The organism is Faecalicatena orotica (assembly GCF_003149245.1).
Lineage (GTDB): Bacteria > Bacillota > Clostridia > Lachnospirales > Lachnospiraceae > Faecalicatena_A > Faecalicatena_A orotica.
Window position 1 is genome coordinate 143,076 of record NZ_QGDL01000003.1, and the last position, 24,166, is coordinate 167,241.

Genomic DNA, 24,166 nt, shown 5'->3' on the forward strand with positions numbered 1-24,166 from the left:
CCTAACGGTAAAGCACATAATTCATAATCTCCCGGCTGAAACCTGCATTAATTAGTACATCTTTCATTTCATCGGGATATTCCCGGACAGTGATTCGGTTCTTTTCGGGAAAGATGGCTTTCGTCCTGAAAGTATAGACGAACTCTTTTAGTACCTGTCCGGCATCTTTTGTATCAAAGACCCTGAGCACCTTTCCCTGCCGTTCCAGTACCATGACTGGTATTCCTCCATGCAGGGCGACTGCGGTTCCCGGTATATTCAGAAAGGAGCAGCCCTCCCTGTGTTCCAGGACCTTCCCCCATATCTGAACTGGGTCCGCGGCATTCAGCCAGATGATCTCTTCACCGGGACGCCCGAGTGCCCGGATAGTCCCTTCATAGTCCTCTTTTCTTATAAACTGTGCCCCTGTCAGCCCTTTTATGAAATATCCTCTGCGGACACGGCCGGTAATCTCCCATATCCGCAGCAGTTCCAGTGCATTGCCCCAGTCTGCGGGGCGTCCTCCGGCTGTCTGCACCATATTCTGGCGCTGGAGGAGTGAACGCCGGAAGGTTTCCCTGCACAGGACGATATTTTCCTGAAAGAATGATTCCAGCAGTTCTTCCATGCTTTCTTTTTTCCGGGGCCGGATGATATCCCATCGTCCTGCGGAGAGTGCGGCGATCCTTGCATTGACCCGCGCTCTGGGGCCAGCCTTTTTAAGTTTGTCCTGATTGAGCCACTGCCTTACTGGGACGAAACTGTCGGCACTTACAAGCCCCTTCTCGGCGAGATGGATGAGAAGATCGCGGATATCTCCTGTTACCGGAAGTTTTGACAATGCTTTCAGGAAACTTGCACCGCGGCGCCGTAATTCCCGGTAGACAATTTCTTCTTCCTCTTCCAATGTCCTGTGGCTGACGGAATCTTCATCTGTCTGCGGATCCTCCCAGTCAATGTCCTCGTACCGGCAGAAAGAAAGGGTTTTATCGGGAGACATTTTCCAGAAATAATCCCCTTCTGTGAGAAGCTTATCTAAAAGCCCCTCCCGGTATTCATGGACTCTCCTCGGAAACACGATACTCTCCCAGTATGCTGCGGGAAGAGACTGTCCGCAGAACATTTCCGCGGTCTGCTTTAACTGGTCTGTGGAAGGTGCGTTGATCCTGACCCGGTCGGCCATCAGGGCTGCATAATGTGCAGGGGGCTGTGTCACGGCCTCTGTGCGGAGATTACGCAGGGTTGCTTTTCTTGCCCGGTCGTAAAGCTTTGCATGATAATAAAGCCCTTCCGCTTCTACGATTTCCCCGTGTGCACACAGCATTTCCAGCCAATTGTCTATACAATCAGCCTGGTCCGGAATGTAGCGTTTCTGAATCTGTTCTGCGGAGAACGGGCCACGGTAATAAAGCAGCCGCCGTATCATGTGGGTGCCGGATTCCGGGTCTTGATCTGTCATGGCTTTGGCATATTCCTTGTTCTGTTCGGCTGCGATCCAGAGTCCGGGCTCGATATATTCTGCCAGCCCCCGTGCAGCCAGCTCTTCCAGCCAGCCTGATACTTCTGCGGTGACGGTGGCTGAAATGCCGGAATGACTGAGAGTTTCATACAGCTTACCTAGTTCCGGTGCAGAAATATCGCCTTCAATCATCAGGAGCGTATGGAGTTCTTCCGCGCTTGCAGGTACTTTTTTCCTTTCCCGGACACGCTTCAGTTCCTCAGCGGAAGGCTTCAGTTTTTCCATCTCGTTCAGCTCGTCATATACAGCCTGGCGGATCCCCGGTGTTGTGGGAGTATATTCATACATCTCGGCCGCTTCCACGCGCCACTGCATTGGCAGGGACATGGGGGAAGGCAGATCCAGATATAATTCCCGTACTGCGATCCGGCCGCTTCGGATCCCGTTTAAGACCTCCAGAAGTCCGCTTATATCCCATTGGTCTTCCAGACATTCCCTCGTGGTTTCTCGTATCAGGGGGTGGTCAGGCTCCCGGACCAGTGTCTCAAGCATCTCTGTACTTCTAAGTCTCTGCATCCACAAGGGCTGCCTGCCGTTTTGCCGCATCCCCATCATCAGTGCCCTTGCAGCATTATAACGGAAAGTCATGTTAAATACCGGTGTGACAGGCAGTATCGTGCGAAGTATTTCTCTGACAGTATCCGGATCGATGGAAAAAAGAATATCTTCAGGCACAGCTTCCTCCCCGTAAGAGTACAGAAGAATGCCGTCTTCCTCATCTACACAGCCGATATTGCATCCCAGAGACTTTCGGACCGCATCCTGCATAAGAAGTGAAAGCGGGGCATTGATGCGTCTTCCAAACAGTGCATGTATCATTGCCTGATGACTGCCTGTTGAATCTTTAAAATGTTCGATGACGATGGTGCGGTCATCCGGCAGTACCCCTGCGGCTTTACGCTGTCTTTCCAGAAATCCTGCGGTATTTTCCTGTGCCGCTTCATCCATCCCGAGATGCTTGAGCTCATCCTTCAATGTCCCACGCTTATCTGCGTCAGAAAGAGTCCGCATAATCCGGCCGAAGGACAGACTGGTCTTTAAATCCCTTCCCTTGAGTTCCCCTTTCCAGAATGGCAGCCGTGCCCCTTCCGCTTTTGTCTGGGTCACAACCACGGTATCTTTATCCAGACTCACGATCTTCCATGCAAACGCACCCAGAATAAAACGGTCCCCGCGCTGGGATTCGTAGACGAACTCCTCATCCAGTTCTCCCACCTTGACTCCATCCTCGGTCTTAGCCGTATATAATCCCTTGTCGGGAATTGTACCGCCTGCAGCTACGGAAAGCATTCTGCTGTACGAATCGGCGAAGACACGGTCATGCAGCCTGTCATACAGGATCCTCGGGCGAACCGGGATCTCCCGTTTATGTTCATAATCTCCTGCCAGCATTTTCAGGATGGATATGACATCCTGCCTTGTCACTTCCCTGAAAGAATAGGTGCGCGCAAGGATATCCATCACCTCATCCACTGTATAGGCGGTGCCCGCAGGGGTCTTCCCAGTCGTTTCGGAGTCCTTCGTCTTGCCGACGTCTGTATCAGAGACTGCCGCCATAGAAACCAGATGCTGGGCGAGAACATCCAGACAGAGCCTTGGCGGCCTGGCCTGCTCCACACCGCCCTCCCTTGCAATCTGGGCCGTCATGCCGCAGAAGAGCGTCTCGGGTGACGTACGCGGGTACATGTACATCACACTGACCCGGCCCGGACTGTGCCCAGCTCTCCCGAGACGCTGCATGGTGCTGGAGATGGTACGGGGACAGCCGATCTGGAGGACCTGGTCAATATCTCCTACATCGATTCCGAGTTCCATAGATGAGGTGGCGCACAAAAGGCGCAGCGTACCGCTTCGCAGGGCATCCTCTGCCTCACGGCGCTGTTCTTTTGACATGCTGCCGTGGTGTACGCGTGCAAAATCTTCTCCAGCCAGCTGATTCACATAGTATGCCAGTTTTTCCGCATACCTCCGCCCTTCTGAAAATGCGATAACGCTTCTGCACTGCAGGCATCGATCATAAACCTTTCCGGCAAGCTCTTCCCAGACAGGATCTTTCTTCCGGCCGGCAGAAGGGGTGAGGCCGTCCACTTCAATCAGGACCTCCTTGCGCATGGAAGGGGAAATGATATCAGCCGGCTCTGTAGATAAATAGGAAGCCGCGGTTTGAAGAGGCTCTATGGTTGCCGAGAGACCGATTCTTTGGAGGGGCACTTTGCAGAGATGGTCCAGTCTGGCGGCGGAAAGCATCAAATGGGCCCCGCGTTTTGTGTCAATCAATGCGTGGAGCTCATCAATAATCAGGGCTTTTGCCGTCCGAAGGACGTTTCTCCCGGTCCTGCTTGTCAGCATGAGGAACAGAGACTCCGGAGTGATGATCAGGATATGGGGCGGATGCTTGATCATCCGCTGACGGTCTTTCTGGGGCGTATCGCCTGTCCGTATTCCAACACGTATCTTCCCTGAGCCCTCCCCGCCCGGCGTGTTAGTGATACCATCCAGTGGAGTATTCAGATTCTCACGGATATCTCCGGCCAGAGACTTTAAGGGGGATACATAGATCAGATACAATTCATTCTTCAGTTCATCTTTCGAGGCAAGATCCTGCATGCGGTCAATAAATACAAGAAATGCAGATAACGTCTTCCCTGTCCCTGTCGGTGCACTGATCAGGACCGGCCTGCCGGATGCTATGGCAGGCCATGCTTCCTGCTGGACTTTTGTTGGGCTGCCGAATCGCCCCTGAAACCAGGAGGCAGTCGGCGGAGAAAATAATTCCATACTGCACTTACTGTCTTTTTTCATCTTTACTACCTCAATTATCCTGCATTTCGAATTTTGCAATCAATTCTTCCAGAAGGACCGCCTGGGCGGAAAGTTCTTCGCTGGCAGCGGCACTTTCCTCTGCAGTAGCGGAATTCCCCTGTATGACGTTAGAGATCTGGGAAATTGCCCGTGTGATATGTTCGACAGAATCTGCCTGTTCACTGGAAGCTCTGGTGATTTCAGCCAGTGCTTCTGCAACTTCCCCGGCCCCTTCTTTGACATTCTGAAGGGACATGGCTGTTTCGTCTGCTATCTGTACACCGTTTTCCACGATATCCAGAGAACTGTCAATCAGCGTGCCTGTAGTTTTTGCTGCCTCAGAACTCTTGGCAGCCAGATTTCTGACCTCTCCGGCCACTACGGAGAATCCTTTTCCAGCATCACCCGCCCTGGCAGCTTCGACAGCAGCGTTTAGAGAAAGAATATTTGTCTGGAAAGCGATATCTTCGATGACTTTCAGGATGCTTCCTATCTTGTGTGAACTCTCCTGAATCTCCTTCATTGCTTTGAGCATCTCCTGCATCCGCCGGTCACTCTCCACGGCTTCCATTCCAACAGCGGCCGCCTTTTTGCTGGCGGTATCTGAATGATCGGCATTTGAACTGACCTTGCGGGATATCTCATGTATACTAGCCGCGAGTTCTTCCACCGTCCCAGCCTGTTCAGAAGCGCCCTGGGCAAGTGACTGGGCACCGTCGGAAACCTGTTCAGAACCAACTGATACCTGTTCGGCAGCTCCCCTGATCTGTTTCAGAGTTGTATTTAGAGATTCAATAATTTGCTCGAGGGCATTCCTGATATCCTGAAAATCTCCGACATAATTCCCCTTCACAGCAACATCCAGATTTCCGCGTGAAATCTCCCCGAGTATGTAGGAAATATCCTGAATCATCTCTTTTAATGAACGGATTGCAGACCGGGTGCTGTCCGCCAGAAGTCCGATCTCATCATTGCGCATGGTCTTAAGCTCCACATTCAGATTGCCTTTGGCAAACGCCTGCATTCCTCCACTGATCTCCGATAAAGGTTTTGTAATCCTCCGGATAATGGTAATGATGATAAACACCAGCAGTGCAAGCACTACAATGGCCAGAACAGCAAGAATAGATATGAGGTGGTTGCGTGTCGCATTCATCTCGGAAACCGGCAGTGTGGCAATAGCCAGCCAGTCTGTTGTTTTGCTGTCTCTGAACACAGAGGTGTACCGGATACCCTGGTAAGTGAAATTGTAGTTACCATTATAGTTTTCCTTTACCTTTTGTTTATATTCATCCGTGATGTCAAGCCCGTCTACATTTTTATTTACAGCTGCAGGGTCATTGCTGTATACATATACATCATTATTTGAAATCAGTTCCATATATCCATGTTCCCCGACATGGATACCGGATATCAGTTCACTTAGGCTGTCCAGTGTTACATCCAGACCCATGAAGCCTGCTATTTCAGAATTATAATATACAGGTGTTACGATCGTAACAACGGTTTTTCCTGTTATTCCGTCAACATAAGGGTTGGAGATTGCTGTTTTCTTTTCCGCCAGGGCCAGATGATACCATTCCAGGTCATCTAAACCGGCCTTTCCGTATTCGCCGGAAGGGATGACGTAACAGTCTGTTCTTTCATCGGCGATCCATGCCTGGAGCACCTGCTCGTCCTCAGTTGCCGCCATAATATTGTTCAATTCCTGTGTAACATCACTTAGATATTCATAGTTTCCGATATCATCGGGGGTTGAAACTGCATGAAAATATTTGCCGAAAATACTGTCATTTTCATAAAGGCTGACTATGGAAATCTTTCCGCTGAAGAAATCATCGACAACAGAAACGGCATAATCAGTCTGTGCGTCTATCAGCTTAGTATTTAAGCCTGATATGGAGCCTGAAGCCATGAGGCCGGCAATGGTGATCATACCAACCAGTGCCGGTACAAGAACAGCAAGCAGACTCCAGCTGATTTTCCGGCTGATGCTGCTATGCTTCCCGGCTGTCTTCTTCGCAGGTATTTTTTTTGATTTTCTGTGACTGGACATATTTATGAACCTCTTCTTCTTTTTTGTATAGTGAGCACACTTATTTTGTCAGGAAACCGTATTCCACAGTTCCGTTCTCCCATGTGCCTGTGATGCGGTATACATACCCGGAGAGGGCATCTTTTATCACAAATCCTTCGCTGTCTTTTGTAACGGTTACCGTTTCACTGCCGGGAACCTCGTCACCGTCCTGATAGGTATCCATAAGTCCGGACGGCCATCTCTCGGCCGTGATACTCTCCGGCTCTGCTGAAAAACATAATGTCAGGTCTGTACCGTGTTCCGGATCCAGCGTCATGTCGGCTATATTCTTCCAACTGAGGATAAATGCAGAATCCGTTGTAACAGACTGGGTCTGCCCGTTCTCATCTGTATACGTCCATTGAAAGCCGCCCTCCGTTATATAGGTGTAAACATTCATGGTGTCTGTCCTATATTCGATACCAAGATGCGGCCTTTCAGATGGATCCGGCTCCTGATAGATCTGGTCCACGATGTTCTGATACTGGTCGGCATCGGAAGGCTTCCCCCGTTTTGTCACTTCTATCTTCGTGACACCCGGGTACTGGCCCGGATAAGATTCCAGCATGATGCCGTTCCCGTAAATGGTCAGCAGGTCCCCTTTTTTCAAGTCTGATTCCGTAATCCGGCTCCCATCGGTATCATAGATATCCTCGGGCATCGTTACACAAAAGACACTGCCCGTGTCCTGATCCACCATAACATGGGAATTGTCGCCGAAAGGAACATACATGACAAGATTCTTATTTGTTCCGGTAGTTTCAGCCCCCCTGTGAGTATGCTGCCATATTAAGATGCCTGCGGCTGCCAGCAAGGCAAACACAGCAATTCCTGCGGCCAGCCATTTTTGTTTTCGATGCATATTTATCTTCCCCCTTTCCTGAAAATCCATCCTGATTCATGCAGTATAATAGATTCATTATAGCATACAATAATCGGCCGGCACAGGCCCCAAAACAGTTTTCTTTTGTATCTTTTTGTCAGTATAATCATATGTAAATGAGATCATAGAGTTATCATTTAGACCAGATAGGCGGAAGATGCCCGCACTTATGCAAAATAAGTATTGTATTTCGCTGGCAGGGAATTTATAATAGAAAAGTCGTACAGGATTTATCTAACACGCTCCAATACATAAGAAAGAGGATTATAACGATGCAGTTACAGAGATTACTAAGCTTTACAAGAAAAGCCGTTGATGAATATGACATGATTCAGGAAGGGGACCATATCGCGGTCGGGATATCCGGCGGCAAGGACAGCCTGACCCTGCTCTATGCCCTGCATGGTCTGAAGCGGTTCTATCCGAAGCACTTTGAACTCAGTGCAGTGACCGTGGACTTAGGTTTTGAAAATTTTGACCTGAGCCCGATACAGGATTTGTGCAAAGAACTTGGGATTCCTTACCGGATCGTAAAGTCCGAGATATACCATATACTCTTTGATGTGCGCAAGGAGGCGAATCCATGTTCATTGTGCGCAAAGATGAGGAAAGGGGCACTAAATGATGCTGTTAAGGAAATGGGATGCAACAAGGTGGCATATGCACACCATAAAGATGATATCATAGAAACGATGCTGCTCTCGCTGATCTTTGAGGGACGTTTCCATTCCTTTTCTCCGAAAACATATCTGGACCGCATGGACCTGACTGTGATTCGTCCTATTATGTTTATTGACGAGAAAGACGTGATCGGGTTTAAGAATAAATATGACCTGCCGGTTGTGAAGAGTAAATGCCCGGTGGATGGTTATACGAAGCGGCAGTATGCCAAAGAACTCGTAAAGCAGCTGAATGAGGAGCACCCGGGAGCCAGGGAAAGAATGTTTCATGCAGTCTTAAACGGGAATATCAAGGGATGGCCGGAAAGAATCCCACATATAAGATAAAATGAAAATACCGGGAACAGAAACATAAGGGCAGGGAATGAAAGGTTCACTTCATTCCCTGCCCTGTGCTTATACAGATCCGGACTGTCACAGACTATAGCTTCTTATCTGCTGCAGTAATATCCTGCTTCAATGCAATATACTGTTCGATTGCCTTCGCTGTACCTTCGATCCCAAGTTCGGAACTGCTTAAGCACAGTTCGTAGCTCTCGGAATCGGACCACTTTTTATTCGTATAATAGTTATAGTAGCTTGCACGCTTCTTGTCTGTCTTAATGATCATATCTTTCGCCTTGGCATCCGTAAGGTCATAAAGCCTTGCGATACGGCGGATACGTGCATCCAAATCTGCATGGATGAATACACTGACTACATTCTCATAAGATTCCAGTGCGTAGTCTGCACAGCGTCCGACCAGAATACACGGTCCTTCGTCAGCAATCTTCTTAATTGCATCAAACTGTGCAAGAAAAACCTTATGATTGATGGGCATATCGGAATATGTATTCCCCGGATAACCCATTGAATACGTATCCATTACTAGAGAATACAGGAAACTGTTCGTTGGTTTCTCATCGTGGGATTCAAAAATCTCTTCACAAATCCCGCTCTCTTTTGCAGCTCTTGCAAGCATCTCTTTATCATAAAGCTTGATTCCAAAATACTCTGCTACTTTGTAGCCGATCTCGCGCCCTGCGCTGCCATACTGTCTGCCGATTGTAATAATTGTGTTTGTTTTCATATAAGTCACTCTCCTTTGCGTCAAACCAGGCGTTGCCATCCGTTTTCGGATAACCTTATTAGTATTATACAAGATGGTGCAGAAATTTACAAGAAAAATCCTGTTTATTGTGCAAATTCACCAGTTAATGGCGAACGTATATGCTATAGTACGGGCTTATTGACGCAATTTCCGGAGGAGTTCTTCAAAGTAGGCGGGCAGGGGGGCATCAAATTCCATGTATTCTCCTGTGCGGGGATGTTTAATTCCGAGTACTTTGGCATGGAGGGTCTGCCCTTCCAGTTTGAACGGGCATTTGACGGGACCATATACCGCGTCCCCGAGGATCGGGTGGCCAATGCTGGCCATATGCACGCGGATCTGGTGGGTGCGTCCGGTTTCCAGCTGGCACTCGATATATGTGTAGGCTCCGAACCGTTCCAGTACTTTATAATGCGTTACAGCCGGCCGGCCATTTGGCGCATGGGTACTCATCTTCTTCCGGCTGACCGGGTGACGCCCTATGGGGGCGTTGACAGTACCTGTATCTTCTTTTAAGTTTCCGTGTACGATGGCGTGGTATTTTCTTGTAATACTGTGATCTTTCAGCTGTTTAGCCAGAGACTGGTGGGCCAGGTCGTTTTTACAGATGATCAGAGAGCCGGTGGTATCCATGTCGATCCGGTGTACGATCCCGGGTCTGGATACGCCGTTGATACCGGAAAGGTTGTCCTTGCAGTGAAACATAACCGCATTTACAAGCGTCTGGCTGTAATGGCCCGGTGCAGGGTGCACGACCATTCCCTTCGGCTTGTTGACGATCAGAATATCATCATCTTCATACAGAATGTCCAGAGGGATATCTTCCGGTACAATGTCAGGTACTTCCGGATCCGGCAGGGAAACTGAAACAGCATCCCCGGTATTGACTTTATAATTGGATTTGACCTGATTTCCATTTACGGTAACAAGATGCTCCTTAATCAGCTTCTGGATGTGGGAGCGGGAGACATCGGGCATTTCGTCGGAGAGGAACCTGTCGATCCTGCTTCCGGGGACTTCTGCCGTAAAGTTCAATTCTTCCATCTTAGTTCTGTCCCTTTCTTAATGAAAAACACTTTAACTCATCTTCTTTATAGTAGAACAGGATAGAGACTGCAAATAAAATGCATGATACGACTACATAGCAGTCCGCAACATTAAAAATCGGGAAATCAATGAGCTCAAAATAGAAAAAATCTACCACATAGTTCAGCCGCATGCGGTCTATGAGGTTGCCGAAGGCACCTGCACAGATTAAAACGGAACAGATGCGCAGGATATAGTATCTGCCTGTATGTGGCATTCTGCCGTATAAAAAGCCGATCAGGGCAACGATGATGACGGCCCCGGCAGCAAACAGTATCTGCCTGTCCTGCATAATGCCGAAAGCGGCACCGCGGTTTTCCAGATATTCCAGTCTGAATACCCCCTGCCAGATGACGAACGGGGGCTGGTCCTTCAGATGTGTGACTGCCAGCCACTTCGTAAGCTGATCCAGCACGACAAGAAGGATACAGCTGAAAATTGCAAGCAGATAGCTTTGAGTTAATTTCGTATTTTTATCTCTCATGGCTCTTCCTTTTATATATATTTATGGATCGTTACAAAAATCCGGTTCTTCTTCGTGCGCGATAAAGTTCCGATATACCGGAACTTTCCCATGCCCCTGACGGAAATGATATCTCCCTCTCTTACCTGATAGCTGTTTGTTGTCATCAGGCGTCCGTTTACGAATACTTTCGCCCCTTCGATGAGTCCGGTCAGTTTTGTCCTTGAAGAAGAAAACGCCAGTGCCAGCAGGCTGTCCAGCCTGACAGATGCAACCGTGCCTTTCAGTTCCTCATAGCGGGGTGAGTAATGACAGTCCTCTAAAGTAACCTCCTTTAAAAGCACGCCTGTATGGCGCACCCGGGTAAGCTCATCCTTTAGAAAAACGCATAAGGCAGACTGTATGAAAATGTAAGCCTGCTTTCCGTCTATTATAATATCTCCCAGTTTTGAGCGTTCAATCCCCAGATTCAGGATTGCCCCCAGATAATCCCGGTGTGTCAGTTCCTCCGCATATTTATTATGCAGCGGTTCAATGGAAAGCACACAGAACGGAAAATTACAACTGTCCGCCAGCACCGCCTGTTCTTCCCCGGAATCGGATGCCCCACGCAAATAAAGAGCATCAGGTATAAATGCTGCCATCTGACGCTCTGCTAATTCATATCCGCCGAAAGTGATATACCTTGTATATAGTTGGTCTTTCGGAAGGGAATGTAGTATATTCAATTCATTCAGATTCAGAAAATCCGAATATGTAATGATGTCACGGTGATATGCTGTCTTTGACAGCTCAATCAGCCTTTTTTCCAATAACTGCTCTTCTTTTAACATATCAGAATAAACTGCTTCCTCTTAGTAACTGCTTATGATTAGTATCTGCCTCTTACATTTGCCGACTCCATAGAACCGCCCAGCAGATCCTGAAGATCACCGGAAATATCTACGTTCGTAGGTGTCACAAGGAAAATGTAATTAGAAATCTTCTGAAGGTTGCCGCTGATGGCAAATGTCGCACCGGAAATAAAATCTATGATACGCTGTGCGATCTCCAGATCCATACCTTCTAAGTTCAGGATTACGGTACGTCCTGCCAGCAGAGTTTCCGTGATCTCTCTGGAGTCATCCACAGATGCCGGTTTGACAACGCAGACCTCCATGTTGGCGTTCCTTCTGGATGCAGGCTGGCGCATCGGCGTTACTTTATTGCCTGCCTGTGCATATTTCTTATCTTCCTGGATATCAAAATCGTCGTACTCATCTTTTCCTTTTTTATTAAACAGAGAACGGCGTGGTTTTTCATCAAAATCGTCATCATCAAATTCATCATCATAGATATCGTCATCATCATACTCATCGTCATTCAATTTCATGATGTCTAAAAATTTATCAAACACACCCATGTTTACACTCCTATCTTATGCCTTTTTCGTGCATAATTTATTTTTAAAGCACTTTCTGTTCCGGTATACTGATGCCTAAACGGCATAGTTCCTGGCACCAAAGATTCCGGTCCCAACGCGGACCATTGTCGCTCCTTCTTCGATTGCGACTTCATAATCATTGGTCATCCCCATTGAAAGTATGCTCACATTAACATTATCAATGTTTTTCATCCCAATGTCAACAGATAATTTATGTAAATTTGCGAAAATTGGGCGGTTTTCCTCGGGATTTTCAACAAAAGGCGCGATAGTCATAAGCCCGCATACGCGCAGATGTGGAAATGTGGCTATTTTTTCTACAAATGGAATTACTTCCTCAACTTTCAGTCCGAACTTACTTTCCTCCTCTGCCACGTTTACTTCGATGAGGACTCTGGCCGTGATATTACGCTTGGCAGCCTCCTTTTCAATCGTCTCTGCGAGCTTCAGGGTATCAACAGAATGGATCAGGTCCACTTTATCTATGATGTATTTTACTTTGTTCGTCTGAAGGTGTCCGATCATATGCCAGTGAATATCGTCAGGGAGGAGGCCGTGTTTCTCATCCAGTTCCTGCACTTTATTTTCACCAAAGACCCTCACTCCCAGCTCATAGGCTTCTTTTAAGACCGGCAGCGGCTTCGTCTTACTGACTGCAATCAGTGTCACCTCACTGCGGTCACGGCCGGACCTGTCACAGGCGGCCTGAATCTTTGCCTCTACTTCCATAAGCTGTTCTTTTAACATGTTCTTTCACTCCTTATTTGATGATATAGTTGTAACACAATTTCTAATTCTATTGAAAAACGACTTCCTCGTCATCGACTGTCTCACCGTCCTGCACGATATGGTCATAATTGTACAGTCCGTAGGAATCACCCTCCTGTACAATATAATATTCATCACTCTCACACAGTATCGTTACCTGTCTGAATACAGCGTAGCCCTTGTTGATGTTATAGACCCCTTTTAACGGCTCCGTCTTTGAAAGCTGGAGTGTCTCGGAGGAATCAGGGCGTACGAGGACGGTTCCTTTGTCAAATTCCGCGGGATTCAGGTATACCGTGCCGTCATCCGTTGTTTTATAGATATTCACAGTCTGGAAAACTGTGGACCCACCTCTTTTCTGTATCATAACCCCCGACGAAGAGCTGTTCCCCCCTGTCGTGATATAACTGTCGGGAACAGCATAAAAATCTTTATCCACGACAGCACTTTTCGGAATTTTCAGCCCACTTTCATCCTCGCGGATCAATTCAACGTTCAGGAATCTTTCACCGGCGTAGCGGATCATGGAATTGTCGTAATCCAGTTTCCCATAAAAGTCCCCGCCTTTTTTCAAAATGGAAAAATCCGCCCAGAGTGCTTCACTGTCCTTGTCAATCCGTGTCTTAATGTAGGTAACGTCGGAAAGCTCCGATGCGGTATCCTTTTCAAGCGGAACGATGATGGACCAGTTCTCGCTCGTGACAAGTTTATAGGCAGGATCGCCCTTCTTTACCTGTACGTTGTCCCCGCGGACGGTATGCTTATAGTTACTTCTGTCAAAGTCTGCCTTTTCAAAAGAATCCGCAGTCACGGATTCGTACCCGTCATAGCTCAACACAATAATACCATCTGCTGGTGTTGTGAAAATATCCGCACTGCCGCCGTTCTGGGCAATCACAGCGTCCATCTGCGCGGTCTTTGTCTGGTTGGACGCGTCCAGCAGGGCATTGTCGACCTCATTTTTCAGAGAATAAACAGAGGAAAACTTCTGCGGGTTGAAATTCTCATTAAAACTTTGTGTCTTGACAACCAGCGAGGTCATCTCGTCCGAACTTAAAGCAGCACCCTCTGAATCCGTATCCGCACTGTAGTTTAACTTACCCGTGGTGACGGCATAAATGTTTGTACCGGCCTTCACCTTGCTGTTCTCGTTTTGAAAATAATTAATATAACCCGTCTTTTCCGCATCCACTACGGTCTCGCTACGTATGACAAGCCCTGTGTATGAATTGTCTTTTAAAATACTGCCTTCGCGTACCTCATATATAGAGATTTTCTTGGAAGATGCATACATGATAATCGTAACTACGAGATAGATGAACACAATGGCAAATAAAAAAATACCGATATTCATCTCCCGCTTTCTTTTATATTTTTTGAGGCTTATGGAATTGTCTTTCTGTGATGCCAAATCTAACTCCTCCGTAAAATCTTTAATTTTATAACTTTAACAGTATAACATTTTTAAATGTATATTTCCAGTTTTTGTGGCAATAATAAGAGCATTGATATTGAAAAGGAGGAAATAATATGAAGTGGTTCGATAACACTGCTCTTACCATTGTGATTATTGGAGCGGTCAACTGGCTTCTGGTTGGCATTTTTCGATTTGATTTAGTAGCCTTTCTCTTTGGAAATTTAAGCTGGCTTTCCAGAATAATTTATACGATCGTTGGCCTTTGCGGCCTCTATCTGATCAGTCTTTTTGGCAGAATCAATAACATGTCAGAATAAATGAAAGAGAAAAAAAGCAGGATCTTATGATATCACATCTGGTATCATAAGGTTCTGCTTTTTGTTTTACTCGGTATCATAACTGCCGCCTGCTGCTCCTGCTGCAAGCAGATTCGTCATATCATCATAGAGGATCGTTTTGTCATCTGCACCCATAACGATCGATATGTAAGGATTATCTTCCAGATCCTGGGAATACAGGATGACACAGGACCCGGCCTCATCAGTCGTCCCTGTCTTGCCTCCGAAAATATTGACCCCGTAAGGCGCATACGCTTCCCCCAGGGAATAATAATTCGTCGGCAGCCACTGTTCTGTACGGTAAACACCGTCCGCCCCGGTCAGTTCCCCTGTATAGGAGGGCAGCGAGATAATATCCAGAAACCGCTGGTCCTTCACACATGCATTGAACATCAGGTACAGGTCATATGCAGTTGTGTAGTGATCTTCGTCCTGAAGTCCATGTGGGTTCACAAAATGTGTATTCGTGGCCCCGAGTGCTTTTGCTTCCCGGTTCATCATGGCGGCAAATTCTTCCACGCTTCCGGCGAGATGCTCGGCTATCGCCACGGCACAGTCGTTGCCGGAGTGCAGGACAAGGCCGCACAGTAAATCATAAAGACTGATCTGGTCACCGGTACGGAGGTTACAGGTCTGCTCATCTGCCGCAAAATCAGTCGCATTGCTGCTGACTGTCACAATGTCGTCGAGATTGCCGTATTTCAGTGTCAGATAGGCTGTCATAACCTTTGTCGTACTTGCAGGAAAAAGCTTCTCGTGGAGCTGGTATGCATACAGTACTTCCTCATCTTTCAGATCGAACAATCCCGCAGCATGGAGACTGGTATCCTCAGTGAACCCAGCCAGAGGGACATCCTTGTCAGTCACGCATAAATCCTCTGCGAACAGGCTTCCCTGATACAGGTTCTTATCGTAATTCGAATGTTCATAGGCGGCTGCCTGGTCATATGACGGTCTGAAACCACAGCCGGTTGTAGTGAAAGCCAGAATCAGACAGACTGCAGCCCCCAATTTTCTTTTAGTTTTTGTTTTTATATATCTCACGCCAGTCAAGATCTCCCCTGTCTAATGCTAATATCAATGCTTCTGCTGTGGCAATATTTGTCGCGATCGGAATATTGTACATATCACACAGGCGTACAATGTCGTTGACATTCGGTTCATGTGAGCGCGGGGTCAGAGGATCACGGAAAAAAATCAGAAGGTCCATCTCATTATGTTCGATCTGTGCCCCGATCTGCTGGTTTCCGCCCAGATGCCCGGCAAGATATTTGTGGATATTCAGATTTGTCACGCTTTCAACCAGCATACCTGTGGTCTCTGTAGCAAACAGATGGTGCTTGCTCAATATCCCCCTGTAGGCGATACAGAAGTTCTGCATTAATTTCTTTTTGGCATCATGTGCCACTAATCCTATGTTCATAGCTGCTACTCTCCTCTACTGATATTTATTAGGCTGTAAACCTACATTGAGTACAAAACCAATTCCCATATAGAAACAGACAACAGACGTCATCCCGTAACTGACAAAAGGCAGGGAAATACCTGTATTCGGAAAAATCTGTGTAGCCACACTGATATTGATAAAAGTCTGTACCCCTATCAGTGTGGCAACCCCGCCGCATATCAGGCGCCCTCCGGTGTCTTTGGCCTTTACTCCTATTAGAATACATTCTATCACAATTAATAATAACAAAATTATGACGACACAACAACCCACAAATCCTAATTCTTCTCCGATAATCGCAAAAATAAAGTCTGTCTGGGGTTCGGAGATGAAATTTCCGTTTTTAACGGAGGTAGTCGTATTACTGTTGTACCCTTTTCCTGTCAGCTGCCCGGATCCAATGGCCATAACCGAATTAATCTGCTGGTAGGCTTCATCCGTGGCATACTTCTCCGGTTCCAGCCATGCAAGGATACGCTTCTGCTGGTAATCCTTCAAAAACGGCTGGTTGGGCTGCACGACAATACTTAAAAACAAGGCGGCAGTCGGAATTACAATAGCCAGTACAGTCCCAATGAACTTATAGCTTAACCCTGCCAGAAACAAAATGATGCAGAACAGTATGGCAAGGCAGATCGTATTGGACAGGTTAGGCTGCTTGTAGATTAGTATCAGCGACGGCAGCAGCAGGGCGACCGCCTGTATAATGGTCTTTTTATTGTTAATCGCCTGTTCCCGGTCCATATAGAACTTTGCGTAGAACAGGATCATAATGATCTTAGTCAGGTCGGATGGCTGAAATTGCACAAATCCCAGATTCAGCCATCTCGTTGCTCCATTTACTTCTTCACCGAAAAAATGCACGGCCAGAAGCAGGACGATATTTAATCCGTACAAGGGCCAGTACCAGTTCATTACCCATTTGTAATCAATAAGTGAGATGACAACCATAGCAATCGTGCCGAGTATGACTCCGAGTGCCTGCTTCCCCTGTACAGACGCCTGTGCACTTCCCACTACAAAAATTCCAATGATGGAGATCGCAGTTACAAGTGCAACGAGGCTGAATTTATAATCTCTTAAGTGATACCTTTGTTTGATATTCAGAAAATGAAGTTTCAATTGAAGTTTCAATAGTTTTCTCCTGTTATCTTTATATGTATATCTGAATGTGTTATCTTTATGTGGAAATCTTCGGGCTTAACCTCCAGGTATTTTGATACCGTGTGGTATATATCTGAAGAGAACTTTTCAGCCGTCTCGGGTGTACACTGCATTCTGTCTGCCATAAGCAGAGTTTTCAATCTTTCTTTTGCAACGTGAACAGAAGGTACACTCATATAAGTTTCCCTCCTAATTCTTTTTAAATAGGCTGGAGAACTTTGCAAAGAATCCTTCCGGCTTGCTAAAATCTGTGATCGGGATGTCATCACCTAAGATTCTTCTGCATACATTTAAATATGCCTGTCCGGACATACAGTCTGTGCCGACGATTGGTTCACCCTGATTCGTTGCGATGACTACCTGCTCATCATCCGGAATGACGCCAAGCAGGTTAATCGCGAGAATTTCCGTGACATCCTCCACAGACATCATGTCCCCCCGCTTTACCATGTCCACCCTGAGGCGGTTAATAATCAGGTCGTTATTCTTGATGCCGTGTGTCTCTAAAAGTCCGATGATGCGGTCTGCATCACGGATGGCTGATACTTCCGGTGTCGTAACGATGATGGCCCTGTCTGCCCCGGCGACCGCATTCTCGAATCCCTGTTCGATACCGGCCGGACAGTCCAGAAGTATGTAATCAAATTCATCTTTCAGATCCGCGATGAGCTTGCGCATCTGTTCCGGAGAAACGGCTGTCTTGTCCTTCGTCTGTGCAGACGGGAGCAGGTATAATTCAGGAAACCTTTTATCTTTGATCAGCGCCTGTTTCAAGCGGCAGCTGCCTTCTATCACATCAACCAGATTATAGACGATCCGGTTTTCCAGTCCCATGACAACATCCAGGTTACGAAGCCCTAAGTCTGTGTCAATGACGATTACCTTCTTGTCCATCTGCGATAAACCGATTCCTATATTTGCTGTCGTAGTCGTCTTCCCGACTCCGCCTTTTCCCGATGTAATGACAATAACTTCTCCCATGTTTTTCTTCCTCCTACAACTTCTTATTCTAAAGATTAGTCTACAAGCGGATCCAGATAGATCCGGCGTCCGTCTACAACGGCTATCTTAGGCCCCCTGATATTGAGGCTTTCCTGATAGATCACCTGACGTTTTGCTTCGATGTCGCCAATTCGAAGTTGTTTGGGCTGCATGGAAAGGGCTACGATAAACGCGTCCCTGTTCCCTGACGCACCCGCATGGACGGAACCTGACAGAGAACCAACAATGACAACATTTCCTTTGGCAATCACCCTGGCGCCGAGCTCCACATCACCCAGTATGATGATACTTGAATCGGATTCCAGCACTTGTCTTTTGCTTAATGTACCTCTGTAGAACTGCCCTTCCCGTTTCTGGATATTGGTGAGCGTATTTTCCACAATGCTTTTGTATGTCATCTCATTGGTTTCATCGCGGTCTATGATACATACGATATCAATTCCCGTGATTTCAGCAATCAGGCCCAGAATTGTCTGTTCTTCCTGGTCAGACAGCTTACGGTCTAAAAACGTAACTGCCATCTTCGCCCCCTCAAAGAATTTTGCAGAATCTTTGAATTTGGCGGCGACACTTTCCAGAAGTACCTCAAAGGATACCTCCGGATTCAGGTGAACTTCGATACCATACCGGTTGCTTTTAATTGTTACCAGCCTGTCCATGTATATTCACATCCTTTATAAATAGTTCAGCCAGCAGGTATTAGTCACCTGCAATCGCTGTGCCAAGCTGTGCAGCAGAACCTGTGATTAATTCGTCTTTGTCGGCAAGCTTGAAGTTTGCCCTTACGATATCTCTGCCTATTTCTGCGGCATAGGATGAGCTGTAACCGTTTGCAATACGCACTGCCACTGCAATCTCGGGATCCTCTGCCGGTGCAAATCCAACAAACAGGCCGTGGTCCGGATGTACTGCACTCTGCTGTGCCGTACCGGTCTTGCCGGCCATCTGGATCCCCAAATTTGTAAAGCTTGGATTATTTGCTACCATGGCGATCATACCCTGGTGCACCAGATCCCATGTCTCTGCGCTTACATTCTCTATCTTATTGGCGGCAACAGGTTCGTACTGCTTGATAATCTTGCCGTTTACATCCGTAGTCTTGTTCAGAAGCGTCAGGTTGTATACCGTGCCTTTGTTTGCCACTGTCGAAACATAACGGTTGAGCTGGCTGACTGTAAAGTTATTCGTACCCTGTCCGATCGCACTCTGTACGGCATATTCATCCGAAATCTGCGGTTCTGACTCCGGAATCTCGATCCCGGACTTTTCACCAAGGCCGAATTCCTTCGCATATTTGGCAAGCTTCTCGATTCCGGCGTCGCTGTCATAGTTCCCCTCTGCGTCAAGGCCAAGGTCATAGCCGACTTCATAGAAGAAGACATTGCAGGATTCATTCAGCGCACCGACCACATCCAGCCCCCCGTGCCCATATTGGTTCCAGCATTTCGGGCTTGGAGTAACCTTGTCGAATTCACCTGTACAGTTAATGAAAGACTCTCTGTTTATGACCCCTTCTGTCAGGCCTGCCACCGCAGAAACCATCTTGTAGGTAGAACCGGGCGCCGTTGTCTCCTGTGTGGCATTATTGTAAAACGGACGGGACAGCCCGGTTACCAGCTGATTATAGTAACTGGAATCCATTGTGTTTGCAAGCCTGTTATTGTCATATCCGGGATAGGATACGCAGGCCAGTACTTCCCCGGTATCCGGGTCACTGACCACGGCAGAGCCTGTACAAGGTTCCAGCGCCAGCTGTCCCGGTGTAATCTCAAGACTCTGTATTTTCTGGTACAGCCATGTGTAGGAATCTACACTGCCATCAGTCAGACCCTTGTAAGCCCCCTCATCCATAGGCAGGACTCCCTGCTCATATACCATGGCGCAAATCTGTCCGCCACTGATACCCCCTGATTTTATAAGATATTTGTAGAGAAGTTTGTCGAAATTAACATCCGAATCTAAATAATTTTGTAAAAATGTTAAAATTCCCTGGTAAATTTCGGCGGAATCAGAGTATTTCTCTTCTGAAATGTAATCAGAGAGTTTGGAAGTATCGATCCAGTTCTTGGAAATCGCGTAATTCAGGTACTTATTGATACTGATTGTTTCATCCTTAGTCCACTGTTTGTAGACTTCGTCATTCGTGTCAATGGCATCCGGCATCAGGATTCCGGTATCGGTCTGGAGCACATTGATGGAAATGTAGTCCATGAATGCCTTCATCTCATCTGACAGCGACTCATAAGAGCCGGCCTTGCTGTTGTTCATTTCATTGATGATCTCCGTGATTGCGGACTTCTTCCTCTCCGTGAAAGTGCTGTATACCTGTTTCTCCACCGGTTTCGCATCGTCCGCGCCGAAATGGCTCTCATCAATGATCTCGTTGGCAATAAAAGAATTATAGGCGTCGTCGACCGGGATGATGATCTCACTTGCATCGGACGTCTTACTCGGGTCATAATTCATGACATTGCGAAGCTTTGCGAGGACGATTCCAGCCAGTTTCTCTTCCAGAAGCTGGTAGGTCTGCTCCTGCAGGTCTTTATCAATAGTCAGGTAGACATCATTGCCCGCCTCAGGCTCTTTATTGCTGACAGTATCCGTTACCTTTCCGACACTGTCCACATAATACTGTGTCTCACCTTTTGTCCCCTGAAGGACCTCATCCATCGTCTGTTCCAGTCCGGCTTTTCCGACAATATCCGTCTGGGAGTACTTTTCTTTCTGGTCTTTGTCCAGTTTGTTGTATTCTTCCTGTGAGATCTTGCCCGTATAACCGATGATGGAGGCAAAATACTTGCTGTCCGTGTAACGGCGCATGGAATCGGCCACGACATCGACTCCCTCGAGCCTGTCCATATTCTCCATAATCGCAGCAACCGTTTCATCACTGACATCGGTCGCAAGTGTAGTCGGGATGAATTTCTGGAAACTGTTAAGGCCTATGGCATATCTGAGATTTACCATCTTCAGGATATATGGCTTCTCCAGTTTTTTCACGTCCAGCCCGTAACCGTAAGTCTTGTCTGTACACAGATAATTGATGATGTCTTCCGCACTGGATGCGCGCTGTTTTTCCGTCAGCTCATCAATGGTCTTCAGGCCATATACGTCGGCGATAAAACGCAGTTTGAGCGTTTCGTTCGTCTGTGAGAATTCATAATTTCCCGCAGAATCCAGAACTACACCGAAATCACTGATTACAGAATCTCCGTTTGATTCCACGATGGTTATAATCTCATCCAGAATGCCGTTAATGATCTCGTTCTTTTCTTTTCTTGTATCGGCCGTTATGTTATCTTCTATAGTCACGGTATAAGCCAGCTCATTATAAGCCAGCAGGTTCCCGTTACGGTCATAAATTTTCCCGCGTGTTCCGGCGGTTTCTCTTGTTTTTCGAATCTGCAGCTTATAGTTGTCCAGATAATCCTGCCCCTTTACGATCTGCAGGTAAAATACCCGGTTGATCAGTACTGCAAACATAACGCAGAACACAAGGATTAAAACAAAAAGCCGTGATTTTACGATTCGATATACTGCATCTTTCATTCGCTCAAACAAATTTACTTGCACTCCTTTTTTCTTCTGCTTCCAGTTTATGGTTCAAAAATAGAATCAGTGGATACAATCCGAGGGCGATCACAATTGTGTAGATCAGTTCAGGGATGATATTATGACTCAGGTAATAGATAAAATTAAACTCACTGCGCAGCATGAACATCAAAAGATAGATGACCAGCCCGTAAAGGAACTCACTTGCTGCAATCAGGACCAGCGGCAGTTTGATGTCTTCGTCGTAGTACACCTGCTGGAACAGGCTGTTGCCAAATCCGATCAGCAGATAGATCAGGGCATAAAAGCCAAGGATAGATCCAAACTGTATATCAATCATCAGGCCGGAGAAAAAACCTGCCAGCATTCCTTCTTTTGGACCTCTCATAAAGCCGAATGCCGCGGTAACGATAATCATGAGGTTGGGCTTTATGGATGCAAGTGCCAGATGAGGAAACAGGGTGCACTGAAGCAGGTAGCATATAATTACGATCGCCGCAGTCACACCGATTCTTTTCGCCTTCATTTTTTTCACAGGTTCGTATTCTCCTTTCTTTTTGGATTTCCGTACATTTACTTCCCTTTCTCGTCTTTGCCGGTCAGGTCGGCTTTGGTTGTTGTGATGACCAGTACTTCCTGCAGATTCTTAAAATCCACAACCGGGGTGATGTAACCAGAACGTGTCAGGTTGTTGGAATCTACGGAAATCTCGCTGATATAACCAATCAGGATGCCCTGCAGATATTTGTCACTGATGTGGGAGGTGACGATCTGGTCCCCGACCTGCACCTTATTCTCATTATTCTCCATCTCTTCGAAACGGATCTTGCCTTCATTGATCAGGGACAGGTCCCCCCGGACCATACACCTGTCAGAGGAAGTAAGCGTCATTCCACTGACATTGCTCGAATCATCAATAATAGAGCGGACGGTTGACCATGTTGGCGCGACTTTCGTGACAATACCGACAAGGCCGCTCCCGGCCATGACATTCATATCAACCTTGATGCCGTCGCGGCTTCCTTTATCAATCGTAAATGTACTGAACCAGTTCCCGGAATCCTTACTGATAACATGTGCACCTGTCTTTTCATAATCCGCATAGTTCTGGTCCAGCTTATATAAGGCCTGGAGCCTTTCCAGCTCATACTTTTCTTCCTGCAGGTTATTATTCTCCGTGATCAGTTCATCCACCTTGGTCTGGAGTGCCTTGTTCTCCTTCCGGACTTCCTGCAGCGTATCAAAATTATCACTGATATCGCCGAGCCACGTGCCGACCTGGTTGATTCCCTTCTGCATCGGGATGATTGTTACACTGGCGATTCCATTGAAAGGGGCCGCTGCTTTGTCATAGAATAAGGACAGCACCATCAAAAGGATGCAGAAAAGACTAAGTCCCACAAGGTAGTATTTACTTTTCGAAGAGGTTTGATTTTTCTTTTTCATATTATCTCAGCCACCTATAATCTTCATCTAACATAGAATATGTTAACTTTTTATAATCTTTGTTCAATATAATCTGTTTGAGCCCTCTCACCGCACAAAGTTCAGGATCAGGCAGAGTCGTCACCTTAAGGCCGGTGCTTTCCTCCAGATATGTAGAAAGACCTTTCAGGCCTGCAAGCCCGCCGGTCAGGTAAATTCCTTTCTCGTCAATCCCCCTGCGTACATCAGGCGGCGTACGGTCGAGCAGTGCTTTGATGGAACGCACACATTCTGCAAGCGGTTCCTTCATGGCAGCCCTAATGATGCCGATCGGGATATCCTCCTGCTGGGGGACCCCGGTGAGCAGGTTCCTTCCCGCCACCTTGAGGGTTGCATCGCCTTCCTGATCAAACACACCGAATTCCTTTCGCAGTGCCTCGGCCGTCAGGCGTCCGATCAGAAAGTCCAGATTGTGCCTGACAAGATTGGCGATCGCCGCATCCATATGGACCCCGCCTATCTTTATAAGCCGGTTCAGCACCATGCCGCCCGATGCCAGAACGGATAACTCTGTTGTCTCCCCGCCGAAATTAGCGATAAAGATCCCCTTTTCATTCCAGATATCAATCCCCATGCCCACGGCATCCGCTATCCCGCGTTCCACAATGCGGACCGATTTGGCCTTTGCCGTAGAATGGAAGACGAGGTCATAGAAGGCTTTCTTCTCTACTTCTGTCACATCCGTTGGAACGGCGATGACATATTCCGCCCCTCTTGAGAACTGGCGGTCCATGCCCAGCAGATTCTGAAGCAGGTACTGCATATCGTCAAAATGGGCTATCACACCGTTCTTCATCGGAAAAACAACCTGTATATTGGCCGGCGCCTTTTCATACATCGCGAAAGCCTCATCCCCGACAGAAAAGATATATTTCTTATCCTGCATCGCAATGACATTCTTTGCTTTCCATAATTTATCTTTCTTTTTATCAAACACCTTAATCTCATAAGTGCCGAGATCGAGGCCATACACATTCCTAGCCATGCTGTA

22 protein-coding genes are annotated in these 24,166 nt (G+C 47.1%); 2 read left to right on the forward strand and 20 right to left on the reverse strand.

Annotation, left to right across the window (positions count from 1 at the left end; translation table 11 throughout):
- Position 1: 1 nt before the first annotated feature.
- Genes A8806_RS06445 through A8806_RS06455 form a run of 3 tightly spaced genes read right to left on the reverse strand, consistent with a single transcriptional unit; the run spans position 2 to position 7,239 of the window.
- Positions 2-4,300, reverse strand: coding sequence for a DEAD/DEAH box helicase (locus A8806_RS06445; RefSeq protein ID WP_109730367.1), 4,299 nt, complete (start codon positions 4,298-4,300; stop codon positions 2-4).
- A gap of 10 nt (positions 4,301-4,310) precedes the next feature.
- The gene (locus A8806_RS06450; RefSeq protein WP_109730368.1) at positions 4,311-6,356 is read right to left on the reverse strand and encodes a methyl-accepting chemotaxis protein; all 2,046 of its coding nucleotides are present in this window, start codon (positions 6,354-6,356) and stop codon (positions 4,311-4,313) included.
- Between the two features lie 40 nt (positions 6,357-6,396).
- The gene (locus A8806_RS06455; RefSeq protein WP_109730369.1) at positions 6,397-7,239 is read right to left on the reverse strand and encodes a hypothetical protein; all 843 of its coding nucleotides are present in this window, start codon (positions 7,237-7,239) and stop codon (positions 6,397-6,399) included.
- Between the two features lie 293 nt (positions 7,240-7,532).
- On the opposite strand from A8806_RS06455, the gene A8806_RS06460 reads away from it, so the two are divergent.
- Positions 7,533-8,267 (forward strand): tRNA lysidine(34) synthetase, encoded by a 735-nt coding sequence (locus A8806_RS06460; protein ID WP_109730370.1) that lies wholly within the window; start codon positions 7,533-7,535, stop codon positions 8,265-8,267.
- Positions 8,268-8,361: 94 nt separating this feature from the next.
- Here A8806_RS06460 and A8806_RS06465 read toward each other — a convergent pair whose 3' ends face one another.
- The 7 genes from A8806_RS06465 to A8806_RS06495 form a co-directional block, all read right to left on the reverse strand.
- Positions 8,362-9,009: a cytidylate kinase-like family protein gene (locus A8806_RS06465; protein WP_109730371.1), complete on the reverse strand. Its 648-nt coding sequence runs from the start codon at positions 9,007-9,009 to the stop codon at positions 8,362-8,364.
- A gap of 156 nt (positions 9,010-9,165) precedes the next feature.
- Positions 9,166-10,074 carry an RluA family pseudouridine synthase gene (locus A8806_RS06470; protein ID WP_109730372.1) on the reverse strand — a complete coding sequence of 303 codons (909 nt, stop codon included), beginning with the start codon at positions 10,072-10,074 and terminating at the stop codon, positions 9,166-9,168.
- Position 10,075: 1 nt separating this feature from the next.
- A complete protein-coding gene (gene lspA, locus A8806_RS06475) occupies positions 10,076-10,600 on the reverse strand; it encodes a signal peptidase II (RefSeq protein ID WP_109730373.1) in 525 nt (174 codons plus the stop codon).
- 11 nt (positions 10,601-10,611) lie between these two features.
- Positions 10,612-11,412 carry a YlmH family RNA-binding protein gene (locus A8806_RS06480; protein WP_109730374.1) on the reverse strand — a complete coding sequence of 267 codons (801 nt, stop codon included), beginning with the start codon at positions 11,410-11,412 and terminating at the stop codon, positions 10,612-10,614.
- A 38-nt stretch (positions 11,413-11,450) separates the two neighbouring features.
- A complete protein-coding gene (locus A8806_RS06485) occupies positions 11,451-11,981 on the reverse strand; it encodes a cell division protein SepF (protein WP_109730375.1) in 531 nt (176 codons plus the stop codon).
- A gap of 75 nt (positions 11,982-12,056) precedes the next feature.
- Complete coding sequence (locus A8806_RS06490) at positions 12,057-12,749, reverse strand: YggS family pyridoxal phosphate-dependent enzyme (RefSeq protein WP_109730376.1); 693 nt, start codon at positions 12,747-12,749, stop codon at positions 12,057-12,059.
- A gap of 49 nt (positions 12,750-12,798) precedes the next feature.
- Entirely contained in the window at positions 12,799-14,181 is a 1,383-nt protein-coding gene (locus A8806_RS06495; protein ID WP_181368608.1) for a biotin/lipoyl attachment domain-containing protein, read from the reverse strand.
- A 119-nt stretch (positions 14,182-14,300) separates the two neighbouring features.
- Between A8806_RS06495 and A8806_RS06500 the strand changes: the two genes are divergently transcribed.
- Positions 14,301-14,504: a DUF378 domain-containing protein gene (locus A8806_RS06500; protein WP_109730377.1), complete on the forward strand. Its 204-nt coding sequence runs from the start codon at positions 14,301-14,303 to the stop codon at positions 14,502-14,504.
- Positions 14,505-14,570: 66 nt separating this feature from the next.
- Here the strand turns inward: A8806_RS06500 and A8806_RS06505 are convergent, their stop codons facing one another.
- From A8806_RS06505 to A8806_RS06550, 10 genes are read right to left on the reverse strand one after another with little or no spacing between them, the layout of a single operon-like run.
- Positions 14,571-15,569 carry a D-alanyl-D-alanine carboxypeptidase family protein gene (locus tag A8806_RS06505; protein WP_330405273.1) on the reverse strand — a complete coding sequence of 333 codons (999 nt, stop codon included), beginning with the start codon at positions 15,567-15,569 and terminating at the stop codon, positions 14,571-14,573.
- Positions 15,544-15,948, reverse strand: a complete 405-nt coding sequence (locus A8806_RS06510) for a methylglyoxal synthase (RefSeq protein ID WP_109730379.1) — start codon at positions 15,946-15,948, stop codon at positions 15,544-15,546. Before A8806_RS06510 ends, A8806_RS06505 begins: the two co-directional genes overlap by 26 nt.
- A gap of 15 nt (positions 15,949-15,963) precedes the next feature.
- Entirely contained in the window at positions 15,964-17,079 is a 1,116-nt protein-coding gene (locus tag A8806_RS06515) for an FtsW/RodA/SpoVE family cell cycle protein (RefSeq protein ID WP_109730571.1), read from the reverse strand.
- 23 nt (positions 17,080-17,102) lie between these two features.
- Positions 17,103-17,312: a cell division topological specificity factor MinE gene (locus A8806_RS06520; RefSeq protein ID WP_109730380.1), complete on the reverse strand. Its 210-nt coding sequence runs from the start codon at positions 17,310-17,312 to the stop codon at positions 17,103-17,105.
- Between the two features lie 13 nt (positions 17,313-17,325).
- A complete protein-coding gene (minD, locus tag A8806_RS06525; RefSeq protein ID WP_109730381.1) occupies positions 17,326-18,117 on the reverse strand; it encodes a septum site-determining protein MinD in 792 nt (263 codons plus the stop codon).
- 35 nt (positions 18,118-18,152) lie between these two features.
- On the reverse strand, positions 18,153-18,797 hold the full coding sequence (locus A8806_RS06530; RefSeq protein ID WP_109730382.1) for a septum site-determining protein MinC: 645 nt from the start codon (positions 18,795-18,797) through the stop codon (positions 18,153-18,155).
- A gap of 40 nt (positions 18,798-18,837) precedes the next feature.
- Positions 18,838-21,699, reverse strand: a complete 2,862-nt coding sequence (locus A8806_RS06535) for a penicillin-binding transpeptidase domain-containing protein (protein WP_109730383.1) — start codon at positions 21,697-21,699, stop codon at positions 18,838-18,840.
- Entirely contained in the window at positions 21,692-22,225 is a 534-nt protein-coding gene (gene mreD / locus A8806_RS06540) for a rod shape-determining protein MreD (protein ID WP_109730384.1), read from the reverse strand. The genes A8806_RS06535 and mreD overlap by 8 nt, the downstream gene beginning before the upstream one ends.
- A 38-nt stretch (positions 22,226-22,263) precedes the next feature.
- A complete protein-coding gene (mreC, locus tag A8806_RS06545) occupies positions 22,264-23,136 on the reverse strand; it encodes a rod shape-determining protein MreC (protein ID WP_109730385.1) in 873 nt (290 codons plus the stop codon).
- Position 23,137: 1 nt separating this feature from the next.
- On the reverse strand, positions 23,138-24,160 hold the full coding sequence (locus A8806_RS06550) for a rod shape-determining protein (protein WP_109730386.1): 1,023 nt from the start codon (positions 24,158-24,160) through the stop codon (positions 23,138-23,140).
- Between the last annotated feature and the right edge of the window lie 6 nt (positions 24,161-24,166).